A 16,263-nucleotide genomic window follows, 5' to 3' on the forward strand; every position below is an offset into this window, starting at 1 on the left:
ATACCGCAGGTCCAAGACCGGAGGACATGCCCGGTGGACTCGCCCGCTGCTACTCGACGGGCACGGCTTCGGGGTCGACATCAGCCGGACTGCACGCACCCGCACGAGGTCGGATTCGCCCGTACCTGTCGCGGCCGTCAGCCGCCGGCCATCGCACCGACCACCAGGAACGGCTCCTTGCCGGAGACGACGGGCTCCGGCAACGGAGCGTCGGGCGGCTCGTGCGAGAGGTCCTGCTCGCACGCGAAGAACCGCACGTAGGCACGGCGCTTGCCGGTCTCGTGGTCCCGCAGGGTGCCGCGCAGCGCCGGGAAGCGCGCCTCGAGGGCGTCGATCACCGTGCGCTGGCTGGCCTGGCCGTCGAGGTCGAGCCCGACCTCCCCGTCGATATGCGCGAGCCTGCGCAGCTGGGTCGGCAGTACGACACGGATCATGGCAACGTCTGCACCTCCACGGACAGTACGGGCGGCAGGTCTCGCACGATCGGTTCCCAGCTGTCCCCGGCGTCGGCGGAGGCGTACACCTGACCACCGGTGGTGCCGAAGTACACCCCGCACTCGTCGAGGCCATCGACGGCCATCGCGTCCCGCAGCACGTTCACATACGCGTGCCGCTGCGGCAGGCCGGTGGTCAGCGCCTCCCACTCGTAGCCGCCGGTGCGGCTGCGGTAGACGCGCAGTTTGCCTTCCGGCGGGTAGTGCTCGGCGTCGCTCTTGATCGGCACCACGTAGATCGTGTCCGGTTCGTGGCTGTGCACGGCGATGGGGAAGCCGAAGTCACTCGGCAGGTCGCCGCTGATCTCGTACCAGGAGTCCCCGGCGTCGTCGCTGCGCATGACGTCCCAGTGCTTCTGCATGAACAGCACGTCCGGACGTGACGGGTGTGTCGCTATGCGGTGCACGCAGTGCCCGACCTCGGCCTCGGGGGCGGGGATGCTTCCCGACTGCAGGCCCTTGTTGATCGGCTGCCATGTCTCGCCGGTGTCGTCGGTGCGGAACACCCCGGCAGCGGAGATCGCGATGGTCAACCGCTCCGCCTTGGTCGGATGCTGCACGATCGTGTGCAGGCACAGCCCGCCCGCCCCTGGTTGCCAGGACGAGCCCGAACCGTGCTCCCGCAGCCCACGCAGCTCCTGCCACGACGCGCCGCCGTCGGCCGATCGGAACAGCGCGGCGTCCTGCACGCCCGCGTACACGGTGTCCGGGTCCGTCAACGACGGTTCCAGGTGCCAGACACGGGTGAACTCCCACGGGCGAGCCGTGCCGTCGTACCACTGGTGCGTGCCGGGCACCCCCGCATAGCTGAAGTCGTTGCCCATCGTCTCCCAGCTCGAGCCGCCGTCGTCCGAGCGCTGGATCACCTGCCCGAACCAGGCCATGGACTGCGAGACGTACAGCCGGTCGGGATCGGCGGGTGAGCCGGCCACGTGGTAGACCTCCCAGCCGCCGAAGAGCGGGCCGTCGACCCGCCATCGATCGCGCTTGCCATCCGAGGTAAGCACGAACGCTCCCTTGCGCGTGCCTACCAGTACTCGTACCGCGCTCATGTGCGCTCCTTCCACTCCTGAAGAGGTGGCCTCGCAGTGTTGACTTCCGCCGCGCACAAGACTCATCGCGCGCGGGACGGAATCGTTTCAGAATCCACCGCAGCGAGATGCCCCCGTCGGTGTTCGCTCCCGCCCGGCGGATCACGCGCCACCCCGCAGCGGCGGGCCTGATCGACCCCGCACACACCTGGCGACGCGTCGTTCGCCCGGATCGGCTCAGGCAGCGACGCCCACCAGCGGTTCGGTCCGCAGGTGGTAGCGCCGCTGGCGACCGGATACCTCTTCGGAGATCAGCTCGGCCCGGCGCAGCACGCCGAGGTGTTCGGAGGCGGAACCAGAGCCCCATGCAACATCTCTGCCGCAACACTCAACTCGGAGTGCCATGACGGCCGACACGGGGTGTCCCAACGCCCAACTCGGAGTGCCGTGGCAGCCGACACGGGGTGACGAGAGGCCCGGCACGGCCCGGTCCCGGGGCGTGCTCAGCCGCACGTCGCTCCGTTGGCCGCTGAGGTGACCATGCGTGCGTACCTGCCGAGGACCCCGCGGTAGGTCCCGGACTCGCGTGGCGTGTGGCGCTCCTTCCGTCGCGCCAGCTCCTCGCCGTCGACGAGCAGGTCGAGGGTGCCGCTGTGCAGGTCGAGGCGGACCTGGTCGCCGTCCTGCGCCAGGGCGATGGGACCGGTGTCGGCGGCCTCGGGCGCGACGTGCCCCACGCACAGGCCGGTGGTGCCGCCGGAGAACCGCCCATCGGTGAGCAGCAGGACATCCTTGCCGAGGCCGGCCCCCTTGATGGCGCCGGTGATCGCCAGCATCTCCCGCATGCCCGGTCCGCCTCTCGGCCCTTCGTAGCGGATGACGACGACATCGCCCGCGGAGATGGTTCCGGCGGCGAACGCGTCCATCGCGGCGCTTTCCCCGTCGAACACCCGCGCGGGTCCGGCGAACTCGGTACCTTCGTATCCGGCCGATTTCACCACCGCCCCATCCGGAGCAAACGATCCGTTCAGGACGGTGATACCGCCGGTGGGATGGATGGGGTCGTCCGGCGGGCGCAGCACGGTGCCGTCGGGACACGGCGGATCGATCTCGGCGAGGTTCTCCGCGAGCGTGCGACCGGTGACCGTCAGCGCATCTCCGTGTACGAGCCCGGCGTCCAGCAACGCCTTCATCACCACCGGGATCCCGCCGACGCGGTCGACGTCGACCATGACGTGCCTGCCGAACGGCCGTACATCGGCCAGGTGCGGCACGCGGGCATTGATCCGCGCGAAGTCATCCAGGGACAGCTCGACCTCGGCTTCACGGGCGATCGCGAGCAGGTGCAGGACAGCGTTCGTCGAACCCCCGAGCGCCATCACCACAGCGACGGCGTTCTCGAACGCTTCCCGGGTCAGGATGTCCCTTGCCGTGATGTCCCTGGTGAGGAGCTCGACAACTGCCCTGCCCGCTTCACGCGCATGTACCGAGCGACGCCGGTCCGTCGCCGGTGGTGCGGCGCTGCCCGGCAGCGACATACCCAGCGCCTCGCCCACGCTGGCCATGGTGTTGGCGGAGTACATGCCGGCGCACGCGCCCTCGCTCGGGCAGTAGCCGCGTTCGATCGCCTCGACGTCGTCGCGCGACATCAGGCCGCGCGAGCACGCCCCGACGGCTTCGAAGGCATCCACGATGGTGACCTGCCGTCGTGTGCCGTCCGATGTGGTGACCAGGCCCGGCTGCGCCGTGCCCGCGTAGCAGAACACGCTCGCCAGGTCCAGCCTCGCTGCGGCCATCAGCATCCCGGGAAGCGACTTGTCGCAGCCTGCGAGCAGCACCGATCCGTCCATGCGCTCGGCTTCCATGACCGTCTCGACGCTGTCGGCGATCACCTCGCGGGACACCAACGAGAAGTGCATGCCGCGGTGCCCCATCGAGATACCGTCGCTGACGGAGATGGTTCCGAACTCCAGCGGGTATGCGCCCGCCGCGTGCACCCCGTCCTTCACGGCGCCTGCGAGCCGGTCGAGACTCAGATTGCACGGCGTGATCTCGTTCCAGGACGATGCGACACCGACCTGGAACTTGGCCAGGTCAGCATCCCCGAGCCCGGCAGCCCTGAGCAGGCCACGCGCCGCAGTCTTGTCCAACCCTTCGGTCACCTCGCCACTGCGAGGGCGCACGGCAGGCGTGTCAGGAGTCGTCGGCACCATGCGTCCCTCCAGGAGTCTCGCTCGGCTGTGGCGACTCCGTGGCAGCGTCGGCTGGTGGCGTTGCGGGTGGCTGTCCTGAGTCCGTGCCGGTGGGTTTGCGTGACCAGTAGCTGGCCAGTAGGGGCCCGGTGACGTTGTGCCACACGGAGAACAGCGCTGCGGGCAACGCGGCAGGTGGACTGAAGTGCGCGGCGGCCAGAGCCGCTGCCAGCCCGGAGTTCTGCATGCCCACCTCGATACTGACCGCGCGCCTGCTGGCAACCGGAACCCGGCACACACAGGCGATCGCGTAGCCCAGCCCCAGACCCACGGCGTTGTGCAGCACCACCGCGATCACCAGCACAGCGCCGACCGCCAGCAACGTCGAGGCGCTGCCCGCGACCACCGCCATCACCACCGCCGTGATACCGGCCACCGAGACCAGCGGCAGAGCCTCCAGCACGTGTTCGATCAACCTCGGCACCATCATCCGCAGCAGCAACCCCAGTACCACCGGCGCGATCACGATCTGCAGGATCGACACGAGCAGCGAACCGGCATCCACCGGCAAGAACTGCCCCGCGTAGGCCACCACCAGCAGAGGTGTCAGGACCGGCGCGAGCAGCGTCGACACCGTCGTCATGGCCACCGACAGTGCGGTGTCGCCCCGCGACAGGTACACCATCACGTTCGACGCCGTGCCACCGGGCGCAGCGCCCACCAGGACCATCCCGACCGCGAGTGCGCCCGAGAGGTTCAGCGCGTACGCCAGCGCGAGCCCGACAAGGGGCATCACCCCGTACTGGGCGGCGATACCGAGCAGCAATGCCCACGGGCGCCGGGCGACCACCGCGAAGTCGCGTGGGCGCAGCGTCATGCCCATCCCGAGCATGATCACTCCCAGCAGCCAGGGCACCGCCACGATCGCCCCGTCGAACGCGTCCGGAACGGCGAAGGCGAGTGCGCCTGCCACGAGCACGATCAGTACGAACCAGCGTCCGGTGAACTGGCTCAGGCGTTTCACAGCATTCATCGTGACGACCTCTCCTCGAGCGCGATCGGTGCGTGCAGGCTAACCACCGTGCGGGCACGGTTCCCAGACGACTGTTGGTACTAGTACTCGCACTAATACGCTGATCGGATCGCGACGTTGTGGGAGGCACACGTGAGTACCGGTCCGCGCGCGAGGTCCGAACTCGCCGATTTCCTCAAGACGCGACGGGCACACATCAGCCCGGCCGATGTCGGGCTGCCGGTGGCCGAGCGACGGCACGCGCCGGGGCTCCGGCGCGAAGAGGTCGCGCTGCTCACCGGCATCAGCGCCACCTGGTACACCTGGCTCGAGCAGGCGCGCGCGATCAACCCCTCCAGGCAGGTCGTCGACGCGCTGGCACGGACGATGCGCATGTCCGCCGCCGAGCACGCGTACGTTCTCCACCTGACCGGCCACGGCTTCGCCCATTCCGGCGAAGGACCGACACGAACCGCGCCGGAACACGTGCAACGCCTGCTGGACGCACTCACCACGTCACCCGCGTACGCGATCACCCACGACTGGTCGATCGTCGCGTGGAACCAGGCGTACGAACGTTTCTATCCCCGGATCGCAGAGACCTCGTCGGCGAATCGCAACCTTCTGTGGCTCATCTTCACCGACCCTTATGTACACGAGCTGCTCGCGGACTGGGAGACCGACAGCCGCCGGTTCCTGACCCAGTTCCGCGCGCAGGCAGGCGCGCGGGTGCACGATCCTCCGTTCGCCGAGCTGGTTCAGCGGCTCAGGGAGGTGAGCGAACCGTTCCGCCACGGCTGGGACTCCCACGACGTCGACCATTTCACGTCGACGGAGCGGCAGTTCCACCACCCCGAGGCAGGTCCACTGTTACTCGAACACCACCAGTTGTCCTTGTCGGACTGTCCAGAGCTGCACGTGGTCGTCTACACGCCCTCGCCGAACGGCGACGCCGCCGGCAAGCTCACCGGACTCACCGCGTGACCGGCCCGCCCCAGCGCCGCACCCGGTGCCTTGGCCACCCCGGACCGCGTGCCCGGCCGTGGTGCGCTACACCGGGTCAGGCGTTGTCCTCCCGCAGCACAGGTCGCAGGTCGTCGAGCACGGCCGGATCCTCGATTGTGGACGGCACGGGTTCATCGCGACCGTCGGCGATGCCGCGCATCGTCTTGCGGAGGATCTTGCCGGACCGGGTCTTGGGCAACGCGTCCACCACCGAGACCTCCCGGAACGCGGCGACCGGCCCGATCTCCCTGGCCACCGCGGCGACCAGCTCCTCCCGCAGCTCCTCCTCGCCGACCTCCGAACCTGCTTTGAGAACCACAAGACCGCGCGGAAGCTGCCCCTTGAGCGTGTCACGTACGCCGATCACGGCGCACTCGGCGACCGCGGGGTGCGCGGCAAGCACAGCCTCCATCGAACCGGTCGACAGGCGGTGGCCTGCCACGTTGATGACATCATCGGTGCGGCCCATCACGAACAGGTAGCCGTCCTGGTCGAAGTAGCCGGAGTCACCGGTGACGTAGTAGCCGTCGTAGCTGGACAGGTACGTCTCGATGTAGCGCTGATCGTCACCCCACAGTGTGGGCAGCGTACCGGGCGGCAACGGGAGCCGGATCGCGATCGCGCCTTCCTCCCCCGCCGCCCGTTCGGCACCGGCTTGGTCCAGGATCCGGACATCCCAGCCCGGTACCGGGACCGTCGCCGACCCGGGCTTGACCGGCATCGCTTCCAAGCCGCGCGGGTTCGCCGCGATCGGCCAGCCGGTCTCGGTCTGCCACCAGTGGTCGATAACCGGCGTGCCGAGCTTCTCGTGTGCCCAGTGGTACGTCTCCGGATCCAGCCGCTCACCCGCCATGAACAGCGTCCGGAAGGCCGACAGATCGTACTTCTCGAGCTCCTCGGCGTCCGGGTCCATCTTCTTGATCGCGCGCAGCGCGGTGGGGGCGGTGAACAGGGCGCGCACGCCGTGCTCGGCGATGACCCGCCAGAACGCGCCCGCGTCGGGCGTGCCGACCGGCTTGCCCTCGTACAGCACCGTCGTCGCGCCGACCAGTAGCGGCGCGTACACGATGTAGGAGTGGCCGACGACCCACCCCACGTCCGAGGCGGTCCACCACACGTCCCCGGGGCGGATGTCGTAGATCGCGGACATCGACCAGGCCAGTGCGACAGCGTGGCCGCCGGTGTCGCGCACGACGCCCTTCGGCTTACCCGTGGTGCCCGAGGTGTAGAGCACGTACAGCGGATCGGTCGCCGCCACCGGCACCGGATCGGCCGGCTCGGCGCCCGACACGAGGTCACCCCAGTCGACGTCCCGGTCACCCAGCTCGGCTCGGGCGGCGTCGCGCTGCAACACGACCACAGCCTCCGGCTGGTGCTCGGTCGTCTCCAGCGCGGCCTCGATGATCGGCTTGTACTCCACGACCCTGGTCGGTTCGAGGCCGCAGGAGGCGGCGACGATCGCCTTCGGCTTGGCATCCTCGACCCGGGCGGCCAGCTCCTTGGGGGCGAAGCCGCCGAAGACCACCGAGTGCACGGCCCCGATCCGGGCGCACGCCAGCATCGCCACGACCGCTTCGGGCACCATCGGCATGTACACGATCACCCGGTCGCCCTTGCCGACACCCAGCGAACGCAGCGCTCCGGCGAACCGCGCGACCTCATCCCGCAACTCCGCGTAGGTGAGCCGCCGGACGGTACCGGTCATCGGTGAGTCGTAGATCAGCGCGAGCTGCTCGCCACGGCCGCCCTCGACGTGCCGGTCCAGCGCGTTGTAGGAGGTGTTGAGCTCCCCGTCCGGGAACCACCGGTACAGCGGCGCGGCAGCGTCGTCCAACGCCCTGCTCGGCGTCGTGGACCAGTCGATCGCACCGGCCGCCTCCAGCCAGAATCCCTCGGGGTCGTCGAGGCTGCGGCGGTAGGTCTCCTCGTAAGCACCCATCTCATCTCCTCACGACGTCGACGGGTCAGCGTATCCGAGGATCGCCCGCGCGGCAGGGTGTGCTGAATGACGCTTTGAGTCCACGAGCGGTCGAGCACCACTGCGGCCTGACGCACGCGGCACAGCACCGCGTACTTGTGCATGTGCGGCCGCGCCGCGGCCTCGGTGAAGCTACAGCCGGTCCGCAGGTAGGTGCGCAAAGTCTCTCGCAGCACGGCCGTCGCGTCGGCGGCGGAGGCGAGACTGCCGATAACCCGGTGCACCCAGGTGCGCAGCTCAGCCGCGTGGCCGGTGAGCAATGCGGCGACGGCCACATCGCAGAACACGAGCACGCGGCCGTCCTCTGCCGGTGAAGCCTCGTGGACGGCTCGGATACGTAGGGCCTCGCGAAGAGTTGCGCGATCCGGTTAGCACGTACCCGGGCGCACCGAGCGCGATCGGCGGCCCTGCGTCATTTCAGTATGCGATGAGGTGTGGACGACCGTCCGTTGCTCCCCGTCGGTGGCCGACAGCGCACCGGCCGGGCCACTCTCCCTCAGCCTCGCTCGTACAGCACGCCGCGCAGCACGTCCGGGTAGTCCGAGATGATGCCGTCGACCCCGATGTCGCGGTAGGCGCGCATGGTCGCCGCGTCGTTGAGCGTGTAGACGCTGATCGTCATGTCCAGCTCGTGTACCCGCTCGACGAGCTCGGCGTCGGTGACCCGGTAGCTCGGGTTGATCTGGGCGGCCCACCCCTTGGCCTCGGCGAGGTCACTCTCGTCCGGCCGGTCACTGTAGAGCAGGCCGATCGGCACCGCGGGCTGCAGATCGTGGAATCGGCGCATGGACTCGTGGTCGAAGGACTGCACCACGAGCCTGCCCGCGGCCACCGCCGAGGTGAGGTAGCCGGGAATCGCAGCGAGTTCCTTGTCGATGTCGCGTTCGATGCCCGGGTACAGCTCCGGTGACTTCACCTCGAGCAGCAGGCCCGCACGCCTGCCGAGGCTGTCCACGACCTCGCGTAGCGTCGGGATGCGCTCGCCGGCGAACTCGTCGGAGAACCAGGAACCGGCGTCGAGCTGCCTGAGCTCGGCGAGCGTGAAGTCCCCGACCCGCCAAGGAGCACGTGCCGGGAAGACCTCCTCCACATCGGTGGTTCGTTCCAGCGTCGTGTCGTGCACCGCGACCAGCTCGCCGTCCGCGGTACGCTGGATGTCGACCTCCACATAGCTCGCGTTCTGCCGCAATGCCAGCTCGACCGCGGCGATCGTGTTCTCCGGGGCAGCGCCCGAGGATCCACGGTGTGCGATGTCGACGACCGAGGTGGGCGATGCCGGTGCCGTCGGGGTCACGACGAGGGCGAGGCACAGGGTCAGGCCGGTGACCGTCAGGGCGCGTAGAGGGCTGAGTCGCATGAGTGGTCCTTCCCGCTGGGGACGCACCCAGCCTGCTCGCTGGATCTGCCGAGCGGGTGACATCGAGCAGGCCGGCCGGTAGCGATCGCGTGACCATCCCGAACATTGCCCGGCGCCCTCCCCGCGCCGTCGCGCTCGACACGGGTCGCATACACTTCGTGTTCGTCGTTCCCTGCGACACGCACATGTCCGTCGGCAGACCCTTCGCCCAGTCAGGCGATGCACACCCGGGAGCGGGCACGCAGCGTTGACCAGCACGAATTATTGTGTTTGTCTGTCGGGAATTGGATTTATGAGACATCTCGTCCGGACACGGTCCTGATGCCGGTACGGAGCACCATCCCTCGGAGAGTCGGAGCATGAACGGTGGCGCGGGCCGCAGGGTTTCGCTGCGGTTGTGCCTCGCGATCGCGTTCGCCGTCACGCTGGTCATCGCGATAGCCGTCACGATCATCCCGTGGTCGGTGATGACCTCCGCCGACGCCGAACAGTCCTCGCGTACGGACGGCGCGCAGATCGAGACGGTGCGGCAGGAGCCTCCCGCCGATCCACCCGAGACGGGCTTCGAGCAGCGCGGTGGTCACGGCACGACCACGAACACGGAGGAGTCGGAGTTCCTGCGCGACGTGGCACGAGCCTCGCCGCGCGTACGATCCACCGTGCTCGGCCAGTCGCTCCAGGGGCGCCCACTGCGGCTGTTGCGCATCGGCTTTCCCCGGCCACCGGCGGACCAGGAGATCGCCGACGGCCCGAGCGTCCTCGTCGTCGGCGGTCAGCACGGCAACGAACCCGCGGGCCGGGAGATGTCCCTGCAGCTGGTGCGGGATCTCGCGTTCACCGACGACGCCGCGCTACTCGAACAGCTCACCGGTACGACCGTGCTGGTCATGCCCAACACCAACCCCGACGGGCTCGAAGCCAACCAGCGGGGTAACGCCGCGCGCATCGACACCAACCGCGACCACCTCAACGTGCGCACCCCCGAGTCCCGCGCGATCGCCCGGGTCCTGCGGGAATTCTCCCCCGACATCGGGCTCGACGCGCACGAGGCAGGCAACCCGCTGGACAGGCATGGACAGGTCCCCCGGCTACGGATCGGGTGGCAGCGCAACCTCAACACCGACCCGCGGATATACGACCTCACCAGGGAGATGGTCGACGACTACGTGTTCCCGGGGGTCGCCGCAGCCGGGTTTCCGGACACCGGCCACTACGGCCTTCCCGATGACGGCCAGCACTCCCCCGCGATCCTCAGCCAGACGTTCGGTCTCCGCCACGGCGTGGGGATGCTGATCGAGACCTTCGGCGGTACGGCTGCCAGCCGGGTCGACCTGCAGCTGCAGACCGTCCACGAGGTACTGCGGTTCCAGCGCGAGCGCGGCGGGGCGGTCGCCAACGCGAGTGCCACCGCCGCCAGCCGTGCGGCAGCGCTGGGCGCTGCCCGGTCCGAACCGTACTTCCTGCGTGGCGCGGACTGGGACACGCGCCGACCGCCCGAGGAGTTCGTCCTCGACCCGCCTCCGTGCGGTTACCTGCTCACCGCGGCACAGGCCGAGCGAATCCAGCGCCACGTCGAGCTGTTCCCGCTGGAGACCGAACGGATCGATGCCGACCGGGTGTTCGTCACGATGGGCCAGCCGCTCATGACGCTGGTTCCGGAGCTGCTCGACCCACGCGGCCGCAGGAACGAGGTCGACGCGCGAGCGCTGGAGGACTGCTCGAAGCCGGGCTCGGCCGACCGCCTGTAGCCGCAGCTCCGGTCCGGGCCCGTTACTGCACGCTGCCGAGCAGGCGCTCGAAGGTCTCCTCACCGACGATCGGGATGCCGTACTGGCGTGCCTTGCGTGCCTTGCCGGACAGGCTGTCCGGGTCGGCGGCGACGAGGAGCTTCACCTTCTTGGTCATCGCCGGATGCGGCACCAGGCCCGCGTCGCGCGCCGCGCGCTCCCACTGCTCGCGGGGGCGCTCCGTCGCGCCGGTGAACACCACCTTGTCCCCCTCGGCCAGCGAGAACATCGGCACCGCCCTGGCGTGCTCCGCGGGGTCGGCAGGCGGCTGTTCGGCGATGATCCCGTCCACCTCGTCGATGCTCATCCCCAGGAGCGAACCCACGGTCCGCAGGTCGTGCCGTTCGTTCTCGGTGATCACACCGTCGCTCCAGGCCGCGCGGGCGAGCTGGTCGACGTAGCGCGCGTGCAGCCGGTGCGCCAGCTGCCGGCCGATACCGAGACCCTCCGCGAGCGCCACCAGCTCATCGGCCTCGTGCGCGGAGATCTCCCGGTCCAGCAGCACCCGGTCGAGCATCGCCAGGTACTCCGCCTGGTCCTCGGGTTCCTCGTCGCCGGGCATGTGTTCCACCAGCCTGCCGAGGAAATGTCGCTGCCGCCCCCTCGCCGCCTCCCGTGGCAGCCATTCGGCCGACGACCGCGGCAGAGGTGGCCACGACAGTCCGGCCGCCCGGTCGAGCGAGTCGTACCAGTGCCGCGCGGCCGGGTCCAGGTCGAGGTAGCAGGACAGCAGCCGGGCCGTGGCGGTGGCATCGGTGAGCGCGCGGTGCTCGTGGGGGTTGTCGATGTCGAAAACGGCGCAGCAGTCGGCGAGGCTGCGGCCCGCACCCGGCAGGTAGCTTCTGGCCAGTCGCATGGTGCACAACCCGTAGTCCACGCCAACCGGAACCTCGACGCCCAGCCGCCGGTACTCGGTGGCCAGGAACCCGGCGTCGAAGCGCAGGTTGTGCGCCACGAGTACCCGGCCGGCGAGTAGCTCGGACAGCGGTCCCGCTACGTGCTCGAACGTCGGCGCCTCGCGCACCTCCCGGCCGGTGATGCCGTGGATCCGCTGCGGGCCGAGATCCCTGTTCGGGTTGACCAGTGTCTCCCACTGCCCTTCGACCTGCCCGTCCGGCGCGACGTGCACGACGCCGACCTCGACGATCCGCTCGTTCCACTCCGGATTGATCCCCGTGGTCTCCAGATCGACGACCGCGTACCCGGCATGTCCGCGCGCGGCCGGGTCATCCATCTCGCTCACCACCCTCCTGGCCACACGTCACTGCTGGTCGGGCTCGATGACGCCTTCCGCGAGGCCGTCGGTGTAGCGCCGAGCGAGATCCACTCCCCGGTCGGCCGCGAACCGCAGCTCCCTTTCGAACGCGCGCAGCGCGCGGAACCGCTCCCCCAGCCGCCGCTGCTCGTCGATCTCGAGGACGGGCACCTCCACGCGCCGTACGTCCAGGCGGTGCACCCCGGAGGCCGTGACTCCGCCGGAACGCGCGGCACGCGCGGCACGCAGGTGCCCGGCGAGGAAGTCCGCGTCCACGCGCTCCGGATCGACGCGCAGCAGCTGCACGTTCGGCCCCAGCAGCAGACCTGTCTCGGTGACGACCTCCGCGGTAGGCCGCCCGTCACCGGCCACAAGCGTCGGCACCACCACATCACCGGCCCGCAACTCCATCAGGTCGCCGGTGTGTTCCTCGTCAGCCCGCATCGACGGTTCCGTCCCCGTCGCCAGGTCACGACCGGTGAGGACCAGCCTGCCGCCCGCACCCGGCTCGTCGGTCATCTCCACCCGACCGGTCTGCTGGCGGAACAGCACCGCCCCCGCACGGACGAGCTCACCGATCGTGGCCGAGGGTCGTGTCCACGCTGCCCCGCTGTCCCGCACCCGGGGCAGCTGACCGGGCAGCCGCTCGACGGCGGCGTCCAGCCGCTTCCGTGCGGAGTCGAGTGAGGCGGCGTCCACTTCGGTCACCGGGGCCGGCAGGTGTCGCGCCGGGGTGAGGTCGACATCCTCGTCGAGAAAGCCGATCGGATCCACTGTGGCCTGACGGCCGGGGATCGTCTCGACCTCGCCGGTGGCGGAGAAGTCCTGCCAGGGTTGCAGCACCGCCGCGCGCAACGCGGACCAGTCCACGCTGCCCCGCCTGCTCGGCTTCTCATCGCCGGCGTCGACAAGCAGGATCGGCTCGGCAGACTCGCCCTCCGGGGCGCGCAGCACCCACAGGTGCACCGGTATTCCGGTGTGCCGCAGCGAACCGGGCGGCAACGCGATCACCGCACGCACCACACCACGGCGCACCATCGCCTGGCGGATCACCTTGCCCGAGCGGCGGGACGCCACACCGGCCGGAGCGAGCATCACGACTGTGCCGCCGGACCGGGCGTGGAACAGGCAATGCTGCAGCCACGCCAGCTCGGGTTCGTTCTTGACCGGGAACCCGTACTCCCAACGTGGGTCGACGCCGAGGTCCTCGTATCCCCAGTCGCGGTAGCCGAACGGTGGGTCGCACACCACCGCGTCGGCCCGCAGTCCGCCGAAGGCGTCGGCGCGCAGCGAGTCGCCCGCGGTGACTCGCACGGTGGCCTCCGGTTCCGCGGCCGCCTCGACCCTGGCACGGGCGAGGCAGGTCAGCGGCTCGCTGAGCTCCTGGCCCGCGAGGTCCCTCGCACCGCGCGCCGCGGCCTCGCGCAACAACGCGCCGCCACCGCAGGCCGGGTCGAGCACCGACTCCGGCGTACCGGCCAGCTCGATCATCAGGGCCGCGAGCTCGGGTGCGGTCACCACGTCGGCACGGTGGGAGCGTTCGAAGTACCGGTGGAACAGCTCCTCGGCCAGCTCCGCGCGCTCGTCGTCCGGCACCTCGTCGAGCAGCCCGCGCACGCGCTCGCCGAGCTCACTCGCGGTCCCGGAGCCGTGCAGGTAGGCGATGACATGGGCCACGAGCTGCGACATCTCGGCATCGCCCCGGCCGACCTCCAGGGCCCGCCATACCGATTCGACCGGGCCAGGGGCGCTGAGCTTGCCCTGCTCCCGCAGCCACTGCTCGACCTCGCCGCGCTTGAAACGCGGGTTCGCCTCACTGCTGTCCACCGGCTGGGGGAAGTCAGGGTGCCGACGTCGCCAGTTGCTCACCGCCGCCCGGCCGACGGCGGCCAGCCGGGCCACCTCGGCCGCGCTGACCAGCGACTCGTCCGACATCGCCACCTCCCGCTCGGAACCGTCGTGAACCTACCATGTTCTTGTTGTCATGTTGACTACATTAACAAAGTTGCGCAGGCATCGAGGTCGACCTCGGCACGTCCGGGTCGTGCGCCAACGCCCGACACGGGGTGCCCGCATACCCGACACGGGGTGCCCACACGCCCAACACATGGGGTGAGGCATGGTTCGCGGGCAGGGTCAGTGGCCGTCGCGGTACTCCGCGGAGTCTCCGTCGGTCACTTCGGCTGCCGGGCCGTTCGGTGACTCGGCGCGGATGATTTCGTCGGGCTCCACGGGGGCGAGCTCGGGACGCTTGGGCGGCACGCCGTCGCCGAGGGACTCCCTGCGGATGCGCCTGCCGATCCACGGCAGCACGTAGGCCCGCGTCCACTCGATGTCGGAGCGGCGCTGGGAGATCCAGTCGTTCTTCTCGGCCTCGCGTTCCTCGTCGGCGTTGCCCAGCGGCCTGCGCCAGTCCTCGACGGTGCGCATCCCGAGCACCTCCGCGGTGCGCAGGGCGATGCGCCGGTGCGCCTCAGCGGTGAAGTGCAGCCGGTCCTCGCTCCAGGCGCGCGGATCGCGCAGCACGTCCATCGCCCACAGGTCCACGATACTGGTCCCGTGCCGCTCGGCGATCGCGTGCACGTCGGCGTTGTAGATGGCGATCTTGCCGCGCAGCCGGTTCATCACCGACATCTGCTTCGTATCGGCGAAGGTGAACAGCAACACGTCGATCCCTGCCGCGCGCAGCTGCCCGACCATCGCGTCGATCCGGGTGGCCATGTGGTCCACATCGATACCCGGCAGCAGGATGTCGTTACCGCCCGCGCAGAGCGCCACGAAATCCGGGCGCAGCTCGAGAGCGACCGGCAGCTGTTCCGCGGCGATCTCGTCGAGGCGCTTGCCGCGCACCGCGATGTTGGCGTACTTGAAGTCCGGCTTGTCCTCGGCGAGCACGGCGGCGAGCCGGTCGGCCCAGCCGAGGAAGGAGCCGTCGGGCAACCGGTCGTTGAGACCTTCGGTGAAGCTGTCGCCGATCGCGATATAGCTATTGAACGAATGCACCACTCACTCCCTATGCGCTGCCCGTCCCGCTCCGTGAAGACGGATCGTGCTACCGCGCACGAGAATGAAAGGTGGGGCGATCCCGTACCCGGGCCGCGCGTCGCACGGCACGCGGCGAACTCGGCGGCCATACCTGTGCGGCACGTCTCTCCAGCGTACGCCCCATGGATAGTGGCAAGATCGGGTTCACCCGGATCGGGCGCGTGAGCACCGCTTCAGCGCTCCGTCACTGATGGCCACGAGGCCCGGGCGCGGTGTCAGGGGATGTTGACCGAGATGTCTCGCGGTGTGCACCGGGTTGTCACACGATCCGAGCAACCATGGTGCCAAGGACCAGTCGTCGTACGGTGAGCAGGGGATTGACTATGCGCTTTTACTGTCCGGAATGCCTGTGGGTCGTGACCCATCCGCATGCGAGCGCCGACGCCGAGGTGCTGTGCGATCCGTGCGGATGGCTGTGGCTGCACCACAGCCGATACGCGACGCCGCGCATGCGGCCGCACCCGGCGGACTCCGTTCCGGTCCCGCGACCCCGCGCGGTGCGGTCGCTCAGTGGCTAGCCCGAGCGAGCCTGCCGGGCAGCCGCGCACCCGTCGCTTCGGTGCTACGGGCAGGCTTCCGTTCGTTCCGGAATGGACCCGATACGGACAAGGTCTTCCGGTTCGTGGTCGTGCGGGAACAGGTCGGCACCGAAGAGCGGCCCGCGTTCGACTGCTGCCTCGCGCGCATCCGCGAATCCACTGCGGCCTGGACGACGAACAGCGTGTCCGGGCCGGCCGATTTGGTGTAGGCCAGCAGGAACCCGCAGAGACCATAGCTGTCCTCGGCGAGAACCGTGGTGCTCGCGAAGTCGCGGCACCACAGTGTGTAGAAGCCGGGGGAGTTGAGGTCGAGGGTTCCCGCTTCCCGCGCCAGTTCCCACACATCCTGCCCGTCCGTGGGCTGCGGCCCGCGCAACACGGTGCGCGGGCGACCGTCCGCAATGGACGCCGTGAGCATGGTGCATGGGGACACAAGCATGCTCTCCTCCGGGACGTACCGGTGGCTACCCGGCGACCGTCTGTCCACAGTTCGCCCATTGTTCCAGGCTGGCGACGAAGTGGCGGGCATGGTGTGGCCAGGAGTACTCGGCCAGGGCCGCCTCGTGCC

At 69.6% G+C, this 16,263-nt stretch carries 12 protein-coding genes and 1 pseudogene; 2 read left to right on the top strand and 11 right to left on the bottom strand.

The features are described from left to right. Positions 1-137 precede the first annotated feature (137 nt). From H0B56_RS11270 to H0B56_RS11285, 4 genes are all read right to left on the bottom strand, one after another. Entirely contained in the window at positions 138-434 is a 297-nt protein-coding gene (locus tag H0B56_RS11270; RefSeq protein WP_180892905.1) for a MoaD/ThiS family protein, read from the bottom strand. Further along, positions 431-1,546, bottom strand: a complete 1,116-nt coding sequence (locus tag H0B56_RS11275) for a WD40/YVTN/BNR-like repeat-containing protein (RefSeq protein WP_180892906.1) — start codon at positions 1,544-1,546, stop codon at positions 431-433. The genes H0B56_RS11270 and H0B56_RS11275 overlap by 4 nt, the downstream gene beginning before the upstream one ends. Positions 1,547-2,028: 482 nt before the next feature. Next, the gene (gene ilvD / locus H0B56_RS11280) at positions 2,029-3,738 is read right to left on the bottom strand and encodes a dihydroxy-acid dehydratase (protein ID WP_180892907.1); all 1,710 of its coding nucleotides are present in this window, start codon (positions 3,736-3,738) and stop codon (positions 2,029-2,031) included. Beyond that, positions 3,719-4,750, bottom strand: coding sequence for a bile acid:sodium symporter family protein (locus H0B56_RS11285; RefSeq protein WP_180892908.1), 1,032 nt, complete (start codon positions 4,748-4,750; stop codon positions 3,719-3,721). The genes ilvD and H0B56_RS11285 overlap by 20 nt, the downstream gene beginning before the upstream one ends. Positions 4,751-4,882: 132 nt before the next feature. Here H0B56_RS11285 and H0B56_RS11290 point away from each other — a divergent pair, with 132 nt between their 5' ends. Next, positions 4,883-5,713 carry an MmyB family transcriptional regulator gene (locus H0B56_RS11290; protein ID WP_180892909.1) on the top strand — a complete coding sequence of 277 codons (831 nt, stop codon included), beginning with the start codon at positions 4,883-4,885 and terminating at the stop codon, positions 5,711-5,713. 76 nt (positions 5,714-5,789) lie between these two features. On the opposite strand, the gene H0B56_RS11295 is transcribed toward H0B56_RS11290, so the two are convergent. From H0B56_RS11295 to H0B56_RS11300, 3 genes and pseudogenes are all read right to left on the bottom strand, one after another. Further along, a complete protein-coding gene (locus H0B56_RS11295) occupies positions 5,790-7,673 on the bottom strand; it encodes a propionyl-CoA synthetase (RefSeq protein ID WP_180892910.1) in 1,884 nt (627 codons plus the stop codon). 89 nt (positions 7,674-7,762) lie between these two features. Then, positions 7,763-8,005 (bottom strand): annotated as a pseudogene (locus H0B56_RS23615) (helix-turn-helix domain-containing protein); the annotation flags it as partial. Positions 8,006-8,208: 203 nt separating this feature from the next. Continuing rightward, a complete protein-coding gene (locus H0B56_RS11300; protein WP_180892911.1) occupies positions 8,209-9,069 on the bottom strand; it encodes a glycerophosphodiester phosphodiesterase family protein in 861 nt (286 codons plus the stop codon). Positions 9,070-9,428: 359 nt separating this feature from the next. Here H0B56_RS11300 and H0B56_RS11305 point away from each other — a divergent pair, with 359 nt between their 5' ends. Then, the gene (locus H0B56_RS11305; RefSeq protein ID WP_180892912.1) at positions 9,429-10,817 is read left to right on the top strand and encodes a M14 family metallopeptidase; all 1,389 of its coding nucleotides are present in this window, start codon (positions 9,429-9,431) and stop codon (positions 10,815-10,817) included. Between the two features lie 22 nt (positions 10,818-10,839). Here H0B56_RS11305 and H0B56_RS11310 read toward each other — a convergent pair whose 3' ends face one another. The 4 genes from H0B56_RS11310 to H0B56_RS11325 form a co-directional block, all read right to left on the bottom strand. Continuing rightward, positions 10,840-12,090 (bottom strand): exonuclease domain-containing protein, encoded by a 1,251-nt coding sequence (locus H0B56_RS11310; protein ID WP_180892988.1) that lies wholly within the window; start codon positions 12,088-12,090, stop codon positions 10,840-10,842. Between the two features lie 27 nt (positions 12,091-12,117). Further along, the gene (locus tag H0B56_RS11315; protein WP_180892913.1) at positions 12,118-14,046 is read right to left on the bottom strand and encodes an N-6 DNA methylase; all 1,929 of its coding nucleotides are present in this window, start codon (positions 14,044-14,046) and stop codon (positions 12,118-12,120) included. 201 nt (positions 14,047-14,247) lie between these two features. Beyond that, positions 14,248-15,114 carry a GDSL-type esterase/lipase family protein gene (locus H0B56_RS11320; protein WP_180892914.1) on the bottom strand — a complete coding sequence of 289 codons (867 nt, stop codon included), beginning with the start codon at positions 15,112-15,114 and terminating at the stop codon, positions 14,248-14,250. A 549-nt stretch (positions 15,115-15,663) separates the two neighbouring features. Continuing rightward, the gene (locus tag H0B56_RS11325) at positions 15,664-16,134 is read right to left on the bottom strand and encodes a GNAT family protein (RefSeq protein WP_219632572.1); all 471 of its coding nucleotides are present in this window, start codon (positions 16,132-16,134) and stop codon (positions 15,664-15,666) included. Positions 16,135-16,263 lie beyond the last annotated feature (129 nt).

It is taken from the genome of Haloechinothrix aidingensis (genome assembly GCF_013450155.1).
Classification (GTDB): domain Bacteria; phylum Actinomycetota; class Actinomycetes; order Mycobacteriales; family Pseudonocardiaceae; genus Haloechinothrix; species Haloechinothrix aidingensis.

Coding starts and splice junctions, on each gene's coding strand:
- H0B56_RS11270 (WP_180892905.1), bottom strand. CDS start 434: ATGATCCGTGTCGTACTGCCGACCCAGCTGCGCAGGCTCGCGCATATC.
- H0B56_RS11275 (WP_180892906.1), bottom strand. CDS start 1,546: ATGAGCGCGGTACGAGTACTGGTAGGCACGCGCAAGGGAGCGTTCGTG.
- ilvD (WP_180892907.1), bottom strand. CDS start 3,738: ATGGTGCCGACGACTCCTGACACGCCTGCCGTGCGCCCTCGCAGTGGC.
- H0B56_RS11285 (WP_180892908.1), bottom strand. CDS start 4,750: ATGAATGCTGTGAAACGCCTGAGCCAGTTCACCGGACGCTGGTTCGTA.
- H0B56_RS11295 (WP_180892910.1), bottom strand. CDS start 7,673: ATGGGTGCTTACGAGGAGACCTACCGCCGCAGCCTCGACGACCCCGAG.
- H0B56_RS11300 (WP_180892911.1), bottom strand. CDS start 9,069: ATGCGACTCAGCCCTCTACGCGCCCTGACGGTCACCGGCCTGACCCTG.
- H0B56_RS11305 (WP_180892912.1), top strand. CDS start 9,429: ATGAACGGTGGCGCGGGCCGCAGGGTTTCGCTGCGGTTGTGCCTCGCG.
- H0B56_RS11310 (WP_180892988.1), bottom strand. CDS start 12,090: ATGGATGACCCGGCCGCGCGCGGACATGCCGGGTACGCGGTCGTCGAT.
- H0B56_RS11315 (WP_180892913.1), bottom strand. CDS start 14,046: ATGTCGGACGAGTCGCTGGTCAGCGCGGCCGAGGTGGCCCGGCTGGCC.
- H0B56_RS11325 (WP_219632572.1), bottom strand. CDS start 16,134: ATGCTTGTGTCCCCATGCACCATGCTCACGGCGTCCATTGCGGACGGT.